Origin of the sequence: Candidatus Jettenia sp. AMX1 (assembly GCF_030263775.1) — a bacterium.
GTDB lineage: Bacteria > Planctomycetota > Brocadiia > Brocadiales > Brocadiaceae > Jettenia > Jettenia caeni.
Genome location: NZ_SZPP01000065.1, coordinates 1 through 16,054 on the forward strand (window position 1 = coordinate 1; position 16,054 = coordinate 16,054).

Annotated in this window: 13 protein-coding genes and 1 tRNA gene; 6 read left to right on the plus strand and 8 right to left on the minus strand. The window is 42.8% G+C overall.

Annotated elements, in window-relative coordinates; all coding sequences use genetic code 11:
* Positions 1-233 precede the first annotated feature (233 nt).
* Together FBQ94_RS15990 and FBQ94_RS15995 are read left to right on the plus strand one after the other, a co-directional pair.
* Entirely contained in the window at positions 234-389 is a 156-nt protein-coding gene (locus tag FBQ94_RS15990; RefSeq protein ID WP_285442259.1) for a hypothetical protein, read from the plus strand.
* 117 nt (positions 390-506) lie between these two features.
* Positions 507-698: a hypothetical protein gene (locus FBQ94_RS15995; protein ID WP_285442260.1), complete on the plus strand. Its 192-nt coding sequence runs from the start codon at positions 507-509 to the stop codon at positions 696-698.
* Between the two features lie 265 nt (positions 699-963).
* On the opposite strand, the gene FBQ94_RS16000 is transcribed toward FBQ94_RS15995, so the two are convergent.
* The 5 genes from FBQ94_RS16000 to FBQ94_RS16020 form a co-directional block, all read right to left on the minus strand.
* Complete coding sequence (locus FBQ94_RS16000; RefSeq protein WP_007220486.1) at positions 964-2,730, minus strand: ABC transporter ATP-binding protein; 1,767 nt, start codon at positions 2,728-2,730, stop codon at positions 964-966.
* A gap of 215 nt (positions 2,731-2,945) precedes the next feature.
* Positions 2,946-3,962, minus strand: coding sequence for a calcium/proton exchanger (gene cax / locus FBQ94_RS16005; protein WP_040543443.1), 1,017 nt, complete (start codon positions 3,960-3,962; stop codon positions 2,946-2,948).
* A gap of 202 nt (positions 3,963-4,164) precedes the next feature.
* A tRNA-Pro gene (locus FBQ94_RS16010) sits at positions 4,165-4,242 on the minus strand.
* A 58-nt stretch (positions 4,243-4,300) separates the two neighbouring features.
* A complete protein-coding gene (locus FBQ94_RS16015) occupies positions 4,301-6,523 on the minus strand; it encodes a hypothetical protein (RefSeq protein ID WP_007220484.1) in 2,223 nt (740 codons plus the stop codon).
* Positions 6,524-6,540: 17 nt separating this feature from the next.
* Positions 6,541-8,358 (minus strand): SpoIVB peptidase S55 domain-containing protein, encoded by a 1,818-nt coding sequence (locus FBQ94_RS16020; protein WP_007220483.1) that lies wholly within the window; start codon positions 8,356-8,358, stop codon positions 6,541-6,543.
* A gap of 120 nt (positions 8,359-8,478) precedes the next feature.
* Between FBQ94_RS16020 and FBQ94_RS16025 the strand changes: the two genes are divergently transcribed.
* Together FBQ94_RS16025 and rpiB are read left to right on the plus strand one after the other, a co-directional pair.
* Positions 8,479-9,111: an L-threonylcarbamoyladenylate synthase gene (locus FBQ94_RS16025; RefSeq protein ID WP_007220482.1), complete on the plus strand. Its 633-nt coding sequence runs from the start codon at positions 8,479-8,481 to the stop codon at positions 9,109-9,111.
* Between the two features lie 37 nt (positions 9,112-9,148).
* Positions 9,149-9,601: a ribose 5-phosphate isomerase B gene (gene rpiB, locus FBQ94_RS16030; protein WP_007220481.1), complete on the plus strand. Its 453-nt coding sequence runs from the start codon at positions 9,149-9,151 to the stop codon at positions 9,599-9,601.
* On the opposite strand, the gene FBQ94_RS16035 is transcribed toward rpiB, so the two are convergent.
* The 3 genes from FBQ94_RS16035 to FBQ94_RS16045 form a co-directional block, all read right to left on the minus strand.
* A complete protein-coding gene (locus FBQ94_RS16035) occupies positions 9,598-10,410 on the minus strand; it encodes a LolA family protein (protein WP_007220480.1) in 813 nt (270 codons plus the stop codon). The two genes, rpiB and FBQ94_RS16035, sit on opposite strands and share 4 nt — an antisense overlap.
* 243 nt (positions 10,411-10,653) lie before the next feature.
* The gene (gene dapF / locus FBQ94_RS16040; protein WP_007220479.1) at positions 10,654-11,493 is read right to left on the minus strand and encodes a diaminopimelate epimerase; all 840 of its coding nucleotides are present in this window, start codon (positions 11,491-11,493) and stop codon (positions 10,654-10,656) included.
* Between the two features lie 153 nt (positions 11,494-11,646).
* Positions 11,647-13,326 carry a carboxypeptidase regulatory-like domain-containing protein gene (locus FBQ94_RS16045; RefSeq protein WP_007220478.1) on the minus strand — a complete coding sequence of 560 codons (1,680 nt, stop codon included), beginning with the start codon at positions 13,324-13,326 and terminating at the stop codon, positions 11,647-11,649.
* Between the two features lie 397 nt (positions 13,327-13,723).
* Here FBQ94_RS16045 and FBQ94_RS16050 point away from each other — a divergent pair, with 397 nt between their 5' ends.
* Positions 13,724-14,473: a YggS family pyridoxal phosphate-dependent enzyme gene (locus FBQ94_RS16050; RefSeq protein WP_007220477.1), complete on the plus strand. Its 750-nt coding sequence runs from the start codon at positions 13,724-13,726 to the stop codon at positions 14,471-14,473.
* 85 nt (positions 14,474-14,558) lie between these two features.
* Positions 14,559-15,911, plus strand: coding sequence for a PhoPQ-activated pathogenicity-related family protein (locus FBQ94_RS16055; protein WP_007220476.1), 1,353 nt, complete (start codon positions 14,559-14,561; stop codon positions 15,909-15,911).
* The last annotated feature ends 143 nt before the right edge of the window (positions 15,912-16,054 follow it).

The window sequence follows — 16,054 nt, forward strand, 5'->3', positions numbered from 1 at the left end:
TCCCGTCATGGTAAAAGCCTGAGCCATGTAGCTTGGATGGCAGGAGGATAGGGAAACATTACCTTCTGAAGCCCATCGACAAAGTCGGCGTAAGGCCGGTGAGCAACTAGCCGGGTCGTAACGTACGTGAACGTAGAGGTAGCCTCATAAAAGTCAAATACCACTGGCCGAGCCTGTCAATAGTAGGCGAAGGCGGAATTCTCTGGCCTAAATTAGCTAATAGGAAAAGGACGGTGGCGGGGTATCAGCGGCGACACGGAGGGAAAGGAGAGGTAGCAACTGGGGAAACCCTCCTTGCCCCTGATAGAAATATCAGGAGCGAAGGTAAGCCCTATAAGTCCTACGGCGAAATGGGCAGACAGACAAGAGGGTGGCGGATGAGTCCATAGTAGTGAGGATGGCAAGGACAACACAACCTTGCCGGAGCGAAGAAAAATGACAAAGGCTTCCCTAGGTCTGCAGGAACTGAGGAGAAAGATATACAGGAAGGTGAAGACCGAGAAGCAATGGAGGTTTTGAGGACTGTACTGCCATATCTGCAAGAAAGAAGTCCTGAGAGAGGCCTATCGATTGGCAAAGGCAACGATGGTGCGCCCGGAATCGATGGAAAGAGTTTTGCGGGCATCGAGGCAGAGGGAAAGGTAATGTTTCTATATCCTCCTGCCATCCAAGCTACATGGCTCAGGCTTTTACCATGACGGGATTCGCACCCGTTAGTAAGCAGTACCCTTCGCTGGGCACGCCAACGATAAAGATTTGACCCCTTTCCTTTCCCCTTTGTAACCTGAACCTTAATTGGGAATATTTCCCCCGACTCTGAGACTATGAGAACAATAGCATTATTGATTCCGTGTTCCGTGCAGAATATATGGACTCAATGTACCCGCAATGGGTAGGGGCAGGTTTAAAACCTGCCCCTACGGGAAAATACCGACAGAAAATAGGAAAATCTTTGCTGAGCCATTATCCAACAGACTCTATAAACATCTTATGAAATTGCTCTTCATGAAGCCGATGGTAGAGTCCATATAACTCCAACAGTTCTTGATGGCTACCAACTTCTATAATCCTTCCGCCGTCAAAGACAACAATTATATCTGCCGACTGAATGGTAGAGAGCCGATGGGCTATGATTATGGTTGTCCGGTTTTGCATTAATCTTTTTAATGCCTGCTGAATCAGATTCTCTGCTTCGGAATCCAAGGAAGAAGTTGCTTCATCGAGAATCAGGATTGGCGCATTTTTTAAAAAAGCCCGTGCCAGCGCAACGCGCTGTCTCTGCCCGCCTGAAAGTTTCAGGCCGTCTTCACCAATTTCTGTTTGATATCCTTTTGGCAGTTTGCAGATAAAATTATGGGCATTAGCAGAAAGAGCTGCAAGGGATACTTCTTCTCTCGTAGCATTGGGTTTACCGAATATAATATTTTCATAAATTGTTCCGGAAAACAAAATAGGGTCCTGGGGCACCGTAGCAATTTTCCTTCTTAAATAACTTAATTTAAGATCCCGGATATTGAAGCCGTCAATAGTAATTGTTCCTGCCGAGACATCATAAAATCTCGGGATAAGTTTGGCAAAAGTAGATTTACCAGAACCACTCGGGCCAACGAGCGCCACGGTACTGTTCGCTGGTATGCGCAGATTGATATCCTTCAGGGCAATCTTTGATAATTCATAGGCAAAATAAACATTCGAAAACTCAATCTCGCCCTTCATGGGTCCGGTTTCTCTGGCAGCAGAATGGTCGACAACTTCTGGCGAAGTATTAAATACCTCGAAAATCCTCTCTATCGCAGACTGGGAATTGGCTAAAAGGATATTGAGTTCGGTAAGCCGGTTGAGCGGGGTATAAAACATACCCAAATAGGCATAAAACGCAGTCAATTCTCCAACGGTAAGATGGCCATGAATAACCTGCACAGCTCCATACCAGACTACAAGAACAGGGGCGATAGAAGTTAAGAAACCGATTACAGACGCAGCAGCGGCATTATGTTTTACATTTTCCAACTGATAGGATAAATATTCACGGTTATCCTGAAAGAATTTTTTCTCTTCCGACTTCTCCCGCGTGTAAGACTGTATGATGGAAATACCACTGAGCTTTTCATGAACGTCTCCGGATATCTCTTCCATCTTTTCACGAGCCAGTAAACTGGTTTTTCTGATTCGAGCCTTGAAAAGATTGTTTAAGAAAACATAAAAAGGGAAAATAGCGATAGACACCAGCGCCAATTTGTAGTTCATGAGAAAAAGAAGAAAAGCAATCAGGAATAACGAGCTTGCGTCCATTACCGTATTCGTAAATGCAGCGCCTACAAAATTTTGAGCAACCGAGATATCTCCCAGCAGACGAGATGCAACCGACCCCACCCTGCGCTTCTCATAAAAACTCAGGGACATGCGCTGAAGGTGGACATATAACTCATGCCGTAAATCGAAAATAAGTCTTTGGCTGGTTCGGTCAGCGAGATAGGATCTTAAATAGGTAACCACAGCCCAAAATGCAAAGATAGCAATCAAGGCCAGCATAGTATAATGTAATTTTACAATATTATACGAAGAAGGCGACAGCAAACGATCAACTACATCTTTAAAGATCCAGGGAAAGATTATAGGAATGTTGTATTTCAGCAGTCCGCAAAAGGTAGCTGCTATGATTGACCAGCGATACGGCTTTACATAAGATAAAAATCTCTTCAGCGAAGGACTTATAACAAAATTTAACATAGGCTTACTGTATTACGAGGCGTGAATTTGCTGCTAGCAATGCTTACTCAAGGTCTGTATAAATGATTGGATTCGCTACTCGTTAAGAATTTGTTTTTCAAAATGTAAAAATAAAACTTCATAGAATAATACACAATATCAGACAATTTGCAACTTCTATTTTTCTTAATTTACCTCTGATTTATTAGCATCATGTATCAGTAAAGAAAAACGATTTACAAGAAATAAGCGGTGATTGAAATAATGAGATAGAAGGCCAGCAGCAAAAATCCTTCCAGCCAATTACTCTTATTATCATGGACAACAAGCCATGTGCCGCCGACAGACATGCCCAGGGTAATCAACTCGATCTTATTAAAGATCAGGTTAAAATTTTCACCAAAGGCGCCGGCGATAAGGACACAAATAGGCGAAACAAAGAGTGCAATCTGTGCACTGCTTTCTCCGGCAATAGCGAGACTCAGATTGATCTTGTTCTTCATTGCGCTACTGATAGCTACCGAGTGTTCAGCCACATTGCCAACGAGCGGTAATATAATGAGACCCATAAAAGCCGGCGGGATGTGCGCTGATTCAACAAGAGGCTCAATCTGGTGCACTAATATTTCTGACATATAGACAAGTCCGCCTGTTGCCAAAACAAGGATAGCAAGACTTTTTGCCATACTCCAGCGAGGCGCTGTGGCTTCAATGGCCTCATGGATAACCCGAGAAGCCTCTTTATCCTCACGATGGATAATCGCATAAAGCATCCCTACAAAGTAAACGATTAACAGAACTACTGCGATGCTGACGCTGTATTTGTTAATTAAAAGCAAGCTGTCTTCTTTTGCAAAGACTGAGGGTACAGCGAAACACATAGCAGCCATAGAGAGATGGATGATCGTAGGACCGGTAATTTTAGGACTAAGCTTTAACTCTCCGAATTTTATACCTCCTACAAATATACTTAGTCCCAAAATAAGGAGAATATTACCAATGACAGATCCTATCAGTGAATATTTCACAATATCTATCAGACCACTCTTGATCGCAAGGATGGCAATAACCAGTTCCGCTGCATTGCCAAAAGTAGCATTGATAATGCCAGAAAAATGTTCTCCCGTTTTTTCAGAAAGCACTTCCGTGGCCTCGCCTAGAAAGTGAGCAAGGGGTACGAGGACTGCCGAAGCCAGGGCAAAAGTAATAATAGCAGGAAAATGATTATGGTAGGCAATAACGGAGATAGGCATTAACAATAACAGATAATGCCAAAGGCTAAATTTTGGGAATAAGGGTAATACCTTGCAATTATCCTTTGTAGGCATGTTATGTGGAAAGCAATACGCGAACCGTATTCAGCATGGGTCTTTTACGAAATTATATTTGCTATACAAGGCTACGTATCTTTTGTGAATTTTCCATGATAAATAATTACCTCTTATCCCAGTACATTGGTCGGGGCGAGAGGATTTGAACCTCCGACCTCGACGTCCCGAACGTCGCGCTCTAGCCAAACTGAGCCACGCCCCGAATTATTTTTCTCCTGTATTCTTTTATCGATTTTATCGTCCGAAGTCAAATAGAATCTTTATTTATTTTTTTCTATCATTACCTTCTCCGCTCCAATATTTCCTTCGCCATCAAATGCATTGATGATAAGGGTGTAATCGCCAGGAGCAAGGGGTTTCGTGGTGATTTGAAAAGCTTCTTCTGTGCTATCAAAAACACCGTCCACCGGATAGGCAGATATCCACTCCTGCCCGTCGGCGGTGTACTGAATCTTTACAATAGAACTGCGGTCATCTTTTGCAGAACCTGAGACGACACACCTTCCGTCCGCTTTATCCATAGTGCTCAAAGATTGGATGACAGGCCTTGAATTATCAACTACCACGGGCGGCGCTGTGTTTTCTGCGCTGAGAGCTGTTTCGGGTGGGTTGTCGGGTTCGTCGCTTACTACCAATTTGATGTAATATTCTCCGTCAGGCAGGCGCAGGGTATCCCATGCATATGTCCCTTTCTTTTGTGTATTTTTATCAATAATTTTCCATGCCTTTTCATCACCGCCCTTATAATACACTACCACCTGTACGGTATCGTTATTTTGGTCTTCCACTTCCCATTGAATACTTTTTTGCGCTATTTGATAATGCGGCTTTTGGCCAGCAGGCGTCTGAGGCTTTATTTCCACCTTACCATTTGTCTTAGAGGATTTTTGCGATGAAGGAACATCCTTTTCTATCGTAAAACTGATAATCGCAGGGGGATGATTTTTTGGAAGATATGATAATGATACCGTGTTGAGTGAAGGAGTAGTCTCGGTATTCGTTGTCTCTAAAATTGCTTTGTACTGTATAAAACGGGCAGGGCGGCTCGTTATTTTCCGGCCAGGGGACAGGTAAGGCGGCGACCAGTTATCCCACGTCACATCCGGCTTTTCGCAATTCCCTGAACGGGTAGCAAGTATAACGCGTGTGCCCTCAGGCTGTTTGCTTGTCCAGGAAATACAGCCCCAATTTGATAACGTGGCTGTATCAAGTACGTTTGATAAAAAGGTACCTTCTTTTGCATAAGAAGGGGATATCTTACAAACCTTTCCCACATTCCCCGTGCCAATATACACCTCATCATTCTGCGTGCTGAGACAGCAAAGCACCTGTACTTCCTCTACATTTGCCAGACTGCTGGAGATCTCGTTCTGGTTGATCTTATATATTCCGGAATTATTGGCGGTAACTGCGTAGAGATTATTCTGCTTATCCAAAGACATGCCAAGGATAAATGCCTGATCGATTTCAAACATTTTTTTAACAAGTCCCTCCCGGGTAATTTTATAAATGTAGTTTGGTATATTTGGAACGCCTGCAACTTTTGATGGCGCACCAATATCTCTTGATACAGATCTTTGCACTGCCATTGGTACAGGTTGTACCATAGGCAGTTCTTCGGGAATGTTCAGATCCCAGGCCAATCCTTCTTTTAAAACTGGGGCGACCGATCCTGCTTGAGGCGCCGGCTGGGTTATTGCTGCTGCGGGTACCTGTGCTTGTGCGCCCGATGCTGTTCCGGCATATACATTACCCAATAAATCCATTGCAAGGCAATGGATTTCACTCTCGTTTGCATCGTAGAGTATTTGCGCCTGTCCAGATGGTGCAATCCTATAGATTAAACCGTTCGGTTCTGTTCCAACATAGATAGTATTATCCTGGTCAAGCAGGACATCTAACAGATTCGTTTCTGTAGTATCAAAAAATATTTCCGGGATACCATCGGGAGAAATTTTGAATAGAATACCTCCATTCCCTGTTGCAGCAAAAAGATTTGAATTGCTATCTGTTGCCATGTCCCAGATATATGATACCGGCAAGCTGCAAAATACCGATGCCTCACCACGATTATTTATTTTGTAAATAACCCCTCTGGGCGAGGTTCCTACGTAAAGATTTCCGTAGGCATCCGTGGCAAGGCTCTGAACATACAGTTCAGGCGATTTGAAAAGTTCTACGGCTTCTGAACCGTTCTTTATAAGATGAACCGTTCCGGGATCGCCTGTGCCAACAAATACTTGATTTTGTGCATCCGTTGCCATCGACCAGATAAAGGCGCTTTTAATCCCGGAGATTTCTTCTATTCTCGGAGAAAGTTGTATCTCGCCTGTGCTGTGAATAGATACATTTTGGGTAATGCCTTTATTAAACTCAGATTCTTTCGATTGTATCCACGTGGCAGTGGTTGCGCCATCGGCATGCGAAGACAGAAGGATAAAAAAAAACACCATGAACAGCTTTAACACTAAAAAATCTTTCATAAATTATCCCTTTTATTTTATTTAACCGATATTGAAATGCTTTGATTCCCGAGCAGCATATACGATGTCGGCACACGCGATATTACTTCATCCATAAGTGGACCAATCCCGCTTTGGTTGGAAAAACTCATAATAGAGAGCATTGAAGAGGGAAGTGAAGGAAATCCTTCTCCCTTATAGGTAAGCCCTCTTTTTGGCAGGAGGATACGTACGGTGAGATTATTATTTTTTTCCATATTCTCAACATAATGTAAAAGCTGATGGAAATCGACAGGCAAATACCTTCCAGCGGCGCGACCCATATTCAAGGCCTGGCCATACGTAGCATCACAAGCGGTAATATTGAGCGTGCTTCCCGGAAGGGTATCTTCGGGTATTTTCATCATTACCGTTTGATAAAAACTCTCTCCGGTAAATGGCTTGAGGCACACATCGACCTGTAAGGTATCGCCCGGCTTGACATGCTTTTTATCTACCTTAATGGCCTCAATATAGGCCGTCCTCCGGGTATCAGACACCTCTATTTTAAGATCAATATGATTTAGTCTTACCTTTTGGAACTGGTTATTCATTATCATAGATAAAGGCTGAATTATATGGGTAAGAGGAAGCCACGATTGGTCAAGTTCGTAAAAAACATTTTCAACAACAATAGGTTCTTCATGCCCCTGGACTTGCATGGAGAGTTTTATATGTACCGATTTCTCCCCTAATTTTCTTTCTGTAGATAACACGGCGCTTTGGGCTGCCATCAAGATAAGGCTGGGCATTAAGACGTTATTATCGACGATTTCAAAACTATAGGTAAGTTTTTGCGAGCCTTGAACCTCAACATGGCAAGGTATCATCCTTGATGATTCACCAAGAATACCAGCAATTCCAGGCTTTCTATCCTGACTTATCCGGCCCACAATCCCTACCGGAGAAGCCATTTTTACCGAATTAGACTGGCTTGAAAGAATAGTATAGACATACGCAGATGCCATAGGAAGGTTTGTGTTTCCTGTATGTAAAAACGGATGTCCAAACGCAAGGATATGATTTCCCTCCACATACGTTACTGTACCAACAACGGCGGCGCTAAGATCGCCTTTAATCAGGACGGCGGCAACTGATGCGCCCGGAACCAGATCTGCTTTCCCGGACAAATTCGTATGAGAAGCATAACTCCCTCCTTGTATAGGATATAATCCATAATTTCCAAAGAGGGATTGCATACCTTGTAAGACCCTATTATCAATGCCAGATATTACTAAAGGGGATAAGATTGGTGTGAGCCTTATAGCATTCGTATCATTCTCCATTATATTTTGGGGCGCTAAAGAAGTAACGCGTGGCCCTTTTGCTATATCGTCGTGTACGGAAGGCGGCAGCTCCCAATCTATGGGAGCAGGCTGTATGGGAACTTCCTGGGCCGGCGCATGAAGCAGGGAATTTCTCATTTCATTAATCGGGATAACGCCTGCAATAGCCTCCTTGGTAAAAGTCCACCCGTAAGCAAGAGCGCCGACTAAACGGTTGTTAATATACACAGGACTCCCGCTCATACCGGCAATAACACCTGTTTTCTCCAAAGGCCCGCCCGACACCTTTATCAGGATCATATTGCTCTTTGCATCCCAGTTTCTTAATATCCCCAGCACCTCAATATTAAAGAGACTAATCCGGTCGCCGATAAAAACTGTTTTGCCGTATCCTCTCATGCCAGGCTGCACCTCATCTATATTCATAATCTCTTCCCCGGCAATAAGCGAAGTACTGCTGAAGGGCATAAGGATAGAAAAACCGCCGAAAAGCATAGAAAAATAAAGGAATAACGGTATTTTTAATTTCATGTAGAAACTCTACCAAATTTAACAATTTGTTGTCAAGGCATAAAAGATGTTGAAATATGTACGCGGAGAACTTAGACTATGGTATAATATTATTTTTATAGACTAAAGAAAAATATTACTATGAAGACGATAGTACTGAATGTAAAAGAACAAGGACTTTATTGGAGCCATATAGAAGCAGCGGCACAGGCATTGAGGATCGGTGAACTGGTTGCATTTCCTACAGAAACGGTATATGGATTGGGTACGCATAAAGACAATCCTGCGGCTGTAGCGCACATCTACGAAGTAAAGAACAGGCCGGAAGAAAAGAGACTTACTCTGATGATCGCAGATCGGGATGATATGAAAAAATATATCAATCATGTCCCGAAAACAGCAAAAAAACTGATGGATCTCTTTTGGCCTGGCGCGTTAACTCTTATTTTTCCCTTCAAGAACGGCTCAAGCCTTGGCATACGACTTCCCGATAATACGATAACGCGCGATTTGATCCGCGCCGCAAAAGTACCCATCGTTACAACGAGCGCAAACATCTCCGGCTACCCGCCCGCTACAGACGCGCAGCAAGTGCTCATGGATCTCGGAGGGAAAATTCCCATGATCCTCGACGGCGGTTCAACACGGCTTCGTTCCCCTTCTACGGTGGTAAAGGTACACGGCGAAACGATAGAAATCGTTCGCCATGGCATTATCTCGGAGTCTGCAATACGAAGTTGTATCGAAAACAATCTGGCAAAGCATACTATGTAAAATACCTATGAAAAGTTTTTATGGATAAACACAATACATGAAGATTGCATTAGCATCAGATCACAGAGGTTTTGATTTTAAAAAACGTGTGACATCTATGTTGACTCAAATGGGGCACACGGTTGTAGATTTTGGCACTACGACGGACGCCGAATCCGTAGATTATCCGGATTTTGGAATAAAAGCAGCCCGGGCTGTGGGTTCCGGCAAGTGTAACAGGGGAATTCTTATCTGCGGCACCGGAATCGGTATGTCTCTTGTCGCTAATAAGGTAAAGGGTGTGCGGGCTGCGCTCTGTCATAATCTTTATACTGTAGAAATGAGCAGAAGACATAACGATTCCAATGTGTTATGTATCGGCGCTGATATTGTGGATGAAGAACTTCTGGAGCAAAAGGTTAAACTATGGCTGGAGACCCCTTTTGACGGAGGAAGACATGCCCGCCGTGTAGAAAAGATTATGAATGCTGAAAACGAAGAGGTAATTTAGTCCAGATCAATTACGTGCGCTCCCTTTGGTATTGTGGGGGTAAATACCTTCGGATTGAATTCCGTGTTGACAGTAATATGAGAAAAAGCTATGCCAAGGGCAGTACTACTATACTCAGGCCAGCGCGCATCTATCCTCTGGGGTATCCTGCATCCATTATGAGTTATATAATTGCTGAATATAGCCTGTAATCGTATCGAACCATCTGCGTTAAACAATTCACACCGAAATACTTCAGCGTTTATTCTGTCTATTGATAAGTTTTTTTTAAGGCGGAGATACTCCTTATCCATCTCCAGGAGATGAACCAGCCAGTAGGAAGGCCACGTTTCCAGGGCAGGCTTTTCCCCGGATAAGTGCTCCTGGTAATTAAACAGACTTACTATATCTCCAGGAAATATATTGATACCAAGCGCCTCAATCTTATGAGATGTATTGCATGTACCGGTATAAACCTTATTTTCTACAGGAATATATAACCAAAACTTATTGCCATCGGAGATGATATCAAACAGCGTTGTGGCAAATTTAGAACCTATTATCCGTAAGCTTTTCGGTTTGTGGTATAATACTAACCCATTACAGCGAAGGGGACTTTTGAGATCTGGTGTGGAAAGAGTTATATCTACGCTTGAACGCAATGAGGTAAGATTGGCGTTATTGGAAATTAAAATTTCCCATATCTCTGGTAATGAGAGGTCGCGCACCTCCCCCTGGATATTCCTTAAGATATACGATGTATCCTCCCAGACAGATTTTTGTAAAGCGGGAGCCCTGTAGGTTGCACAGCCAGCTATGAGTGTTACCATGAAGAGAAAAAAAACCCGCTTGATAGAATATGTTTTCATGCAAAATTTATACGAATACCTTGCCAATGTGATTTTCAAAATGTAGGGCAAGACTTCACAGGCTGTCCGAGAATTGCTTTTACGGATCAAAACTGTACTATATACTGATTAACTATTGCAATAGGCGCAACATATAGTTATGGCAGGTAGCAATTGCATTCTCGGACAGCCTGTTCAGCCTTGCCTCCCCCCCGCCTGAATATATCAATGCCATTCGCCCGTAAACACCTCTGCGGCTGGGCCTGTCATGTAAACGTTCCCATCTTCAGCCCATTCAAGCTTTAAATCACCACCTGGCAGATGTGCCAGGATTTTACGTTCGGTCTTTTTATTCAAAACGCCTGCGACGCATACAGCCGAAGCCCCGGTACCACAAGCCAGTGTTATGCCCGAACCGCGCTCCCATGTCCTCATGGTAACTTCTTTAGGGTTGTGTACCTGTACAAAGTGGACATTTATCCGTTCCGGAAATACAGGATGGTGCTCAATTTCTATGCCATGTTTTGATATATTAACGAGATCCAAATTATCAACAAAAATAATACCATGCGGATTTCCCATAGAAACGCAGGTAATCCTCCATGATATTCCATTGCTTATGGTCAACAATTCATCAATTACCGATGTTTCCTTTATTTCCTTGCCAAGCATGGGGATTTCCGACCGCAGAAGCCGGGGTTTTCCCATATTCACCTTTGCACCGGATACCCTTCCGTTATCCGTAAAAAGCTCAATGCTTTTAATGCCAGCCACGGTCTCAACCGTCAGCGGATTATTTCTCGTAATGTTATGATCATATATATATTTTGCAACACAACGGACACCGTTTCCACACATCTGCGCCTCGCTGCCATCAGCGTTAAAAATGCGCATCTTACAATCCGCCACCGTTGATGGCAGGATAAGTATGATTCCATCTGATCCAATGCCAAAATGCCTATCGCTCATACGGGGAGCTAACTTCGCTGGTTCTTTTACTTCTTCTTCAAAACAGTTGATGTAAATGTAATCATTGCCAATACCGTGCATCTTTGTAAATCTCATAAACTTATTCCTATCAGATTTATAGTAAATATACAAAGAGATATAAGAACTGCCCCTTATTTTATTTTTCCGCGCCTCTTGATTTTAACAGTAATTCCTAGGGATTTAAAATAAAAATTCCTGCTGTATCTCTATAATTTCTGCACGACGACCCTAGCGAACTCTCAATGGGAAATCTATCTTTTTTTTCACACCCTCTTTAAGTTCTACCATCTGGGTGGTACTCACAAAGCCCTTCTTTGTTACAGAGATACTGTACCTGTCCGCATCAAGATCCTTGAATCTAAAAAATCCATTCTCATCGGTAACTATTGTCCTGAAAGGCTTTCTCTTCGCATAAGTCCCTTTCAGTCTTACCCGCGCAAAGGCAACGGGTTTGCCTCTGGCAAAGGAGACTACATGCCCGTAAATCTTACCTTTTGGCGATGCGGTATTACATAGCATTTCGCTTCCATAGACAGTGCCCGCACTATTCTGGGCGACAATTCTGTAGTAATATGTCTTTCCTGCCTTTAAGCCGCTTATACGAATATTTATTAAGGTATCATCGGTCCTTCCTTCAATGCTTTGTACCGATGATTTACTGCTGTAAGATCCACTTGCCGTACCATATTGAAACCATGCTGTTGTTGACAGCCCCTTTGTATTCACCACTCCATGAAGCGTCGCCAGATTTGTTGTTATGTTTGTTGCAGGGCCTGTTACTACAGTAGGAATATTATCGGGATAAGATGTTACGGTTATCATGTGCTTCTCTATATTCCCGGCGCCGTCCATAACTTTTATGGTTATCATATTATTTCCGCTTGATAGCGGTATGTCTGAAGTAGTCCAATCAACAGTTTTGTTTTCTGTTACGCCGCCTTCTTTATCGATATTCCAGATTACACTATTTACTCCGCTTATACTATCTGAGGCGCTCCCGCTAATAACTACCGTATCGCTGGTCGTGCTATAGGTGGAATTCGTGGTAGGACTGATAATCGTTATTGATGGTGGTGTTGTATCCAGCATAATAGAATCGCTACTTTTGTCGGATACATTCCCGGCGGCATCCTTATACCACACATATACCGTAATATGGCCATCTCCATCGCTTAAGGTAAACGGAACATCTTCTGTAAACTTTTCAGTATATGCAGCATAGGGAGGAACCGATATCCAGCCGGGCGCCAAAGCAGACGGCACAATAGGGTTTGTAGAGAGATAATAACCCATGATGCCTATATCATCGCTGGCGGAAAGGTTTAAAGTAATGACAGAAGAGTTGGTATAGTAGGCTTCCTTGTTAATGCTTATAGAACCAACAGGCGGAGTTATATCTGTCGTGATATATGGCTTAATATGTATAGTGGTGAGCATTAGCTCATCTCCATAACTGATACCGGCTTCGTTTTGTGCTATAAGCCGGTAATAGTATGTCGTTCCCGGAAGTAATCGGATTACCCTGGTGTTTACCGTTGTATCGCTTGTCCCAATTACATTTTGTGTTGAGAACGTATTTAAGGATAATCCATTGATAACACGGTATTGAAACCAGACTTTTGTTTCTAATCCGTTAGCGTTTACCGTTCCACTGAGCGTTGCTGAGTTATGGGTAATGCTCGAAGCTGGACCGGTAATTGCCCTTGGCGCGCTTGCAGCAGGTTGTTGATTATAGGCTGGAGGTTGCGCATCATAAACGACCGATTGTAATAAGGGCAAACCATATACTAACGGGTTAATGGTTGCGAATAGTGCACACAATAAAGATACACCGGCCAGGCAACACAAGAAGCAACAGGTAAAAATCCTCCTCGTGACCAGTACAATACCAAATACTATATTTCTCATAATCCTCCTAACTCTTTTTAGAGAAAAAGCAATTTTGCTTTGCTTAATCTACGATGATTGAAAACGGCGTTTATGAGTAGGGTGAACTAGCGAAGCGTCCACCGTATGAATGTTCATACGGAGTACACAGTATCTTTACATGAACGCCTCTGTACTGTCTTGATTAAATCTACCAATTTTGTTATCCTAACGGTACTCTTCAGGGTATTTCTCTTGTTACCTTAGTTTTTAGGTATTTCTTTGGTATTTTACGGAGCGACATGCCACGTTAATTTATTATAAATGTCTATACTTGAACTTGCACTCTATATTTAATCTTAATGAGATGAACAGGTATAAGTCTAGAGAAAAGATTCAGGATTAATTTGATACTACTATCGCAGCTTTGGGAGATCACATGTCAATTAAAGAAAATTTGGAACGAGTAAAGCAAAACATTGCCCATGCCGCTATAAAGGCAGGGAAAAAACCAGAAGATATTACTCTCGTTATGGCTACCAAGACGGTAGATTCTGAACGGATACGCGAGGCCATTCGGGAAGGCGGACGTATTATCGGAGAAAATAAGATCCAGGAGGCCCTGAAGAAATATGAGGCACTAAAAAATGAGGATGCGGAATGGCATTTTATCGGCCATCTTCAAACGAACAAGATCAAGGACGTCCTGAAATTTGCAGATATGATCCATTCTGTAGACCGGTTGCCTTTAGTTGAGAAATTAGATCATCGGCTTCAGCAAGAGGGTCGCTCTATGGATATTCTCATTCAGGTTAATACTTCTCATGAAGAAAGCAAATATGGCATAGCGCCAGAAGAAGCAATTTCTCTGGTAAAACAGACTGCCAAATACGAAACGTTAAAGATATATGGGCTCATGACTATCGGTCTGTTCACAAAGGACGAAATAAAAATCCGCGCTTGTTTTAAGGTGCTGAAAGAGATACACGATGCTATTATCAAAGAGGGCATTGGCAGGGTACAAATGAAGTATCTCTCTATGGGTATGTCAGGTGACTATCAGATAGCAATTGAGGAAGGCGCAAATATGGTGCGTATCGGCACTGCCATCTTCGGCGCCAGAAATACCCCGGATGCCTATTATTGGCCTTCTGAAAAGACGGATAAAGACCGGGCGGGATTATTATAACTCTACCGTTTGGATACGTTTATCTTTCCTGAAAAAAACTTTTGCTTTTTTCCCTCTTTTTAAAAAGGCACTATAAGGAGTTTGTATGTATCTGTTTAAAAATATAATTATTCGCTACTCCTGGTTAGTTAAAAGCAACATCGCTTTTTTCATTCTGATATTTGTCCCCATATTTTTTATTACGCCTGTACATTCACAGGCGCTGGAAAAATATATTCATCAGAAGGATACCTGTTTTCAGTGGAAGTGTATCGAACAGAAAAAAATGCGTGATGCTACGGTCAGCCATTTAGAAATGATATCGCAAACATGGCAAGGCCTGTCCTGGAACCACCATTTACAGGTGCTTCGGCCTAATGTTGTGCGTCACCCTGAGATTGTATTTCTCTTTGTTACGGGAGATGGCGATGGAAGCAGAGATCTCGAATTATTATATCTCATTGCTCAAAGGGCAGGTGCCGTTTCTGCAGTTATTACTAAAATTCCTAACCAGCCACTTTTCGATAATCTTAAAGAAGATGCGTTAATTGCCTATACCCTCGATCAATATTTAAAAACAGAAGATGAAACATGGCCCTTACTGTTCCCGATGGTTAAAAGTGTTGTTTACGGAATGGATGCAATTCAAGCATTTATCCGGAAAGAATATCATCAAAAGGTTGATATATTTGCAGTCTCTGGCGCCTCTAAACGTGGCTGGACTGCATGGCTTACTGGCGCTGTTGACTCACGGGTTGTAGCTATCGCTCCCATGGTCATCGATATGTTAAATATGAAAGCGCAGACCGGGTGGGCCAAAAAGATGTATGGCAGACAAAGCGAACAAATTTCTGACTATACCAATCTCAATCTTGTTGAGCGCATGGATAATCCTCTTATGGTTAAATTGCGGGAATGGATAGACCCTTACAGCTACCGGCAGCGCTATACTATGCCGAAGTTGCTTCTCCTTGGAACAAACGATCCCTACTGGGTTGTTGATTCTCTCCGCCACTACTGGAATGACTTGCCGGAACCCAAATTGGTTTATCAAACTCCCAATGCTGGTCATAACCTCGGAGATGGTAAAGACGCATTACGGACATTAGCAGCATGGTTTCAAATGATTGCTGATGGTCAGAAACTGCCGAAAGTGGAGTGGCAGATAAAAGACGGCGCTGATGGTCCGGTCAGAATCACTATGAGAGCAGACCAGCCAGTAAAAAAATTCCGGTTATGGACTGCTCTATCTGATGACCGTGATTTCCGCAACGATACTTGGTCAAACTGTGAATTGGAGACAGAAAAAAACCATCGTCAGGCCTCTATGGATATTGCAACGCCCCGAACAGGCTTCAAAGCCTTCTTTGCAGAAGCAGAGTTTGTTTCTCCGGCAGGCGATACCTATAAACTTTCCACACAGGTTCAGGTTGTTCCTGATAATATCAACAAACGCTAGATATAATGAATAGTATCAACTATCCTTACATAGTTCTGTTTAAATAGGTTGGGTTTTAAAAGACAAAACCCAACGACTTTTTCTTTGAATTTATCTTTTTATCAAGGTATATATGATGCATATGGAATATGTCAGTACCCGTG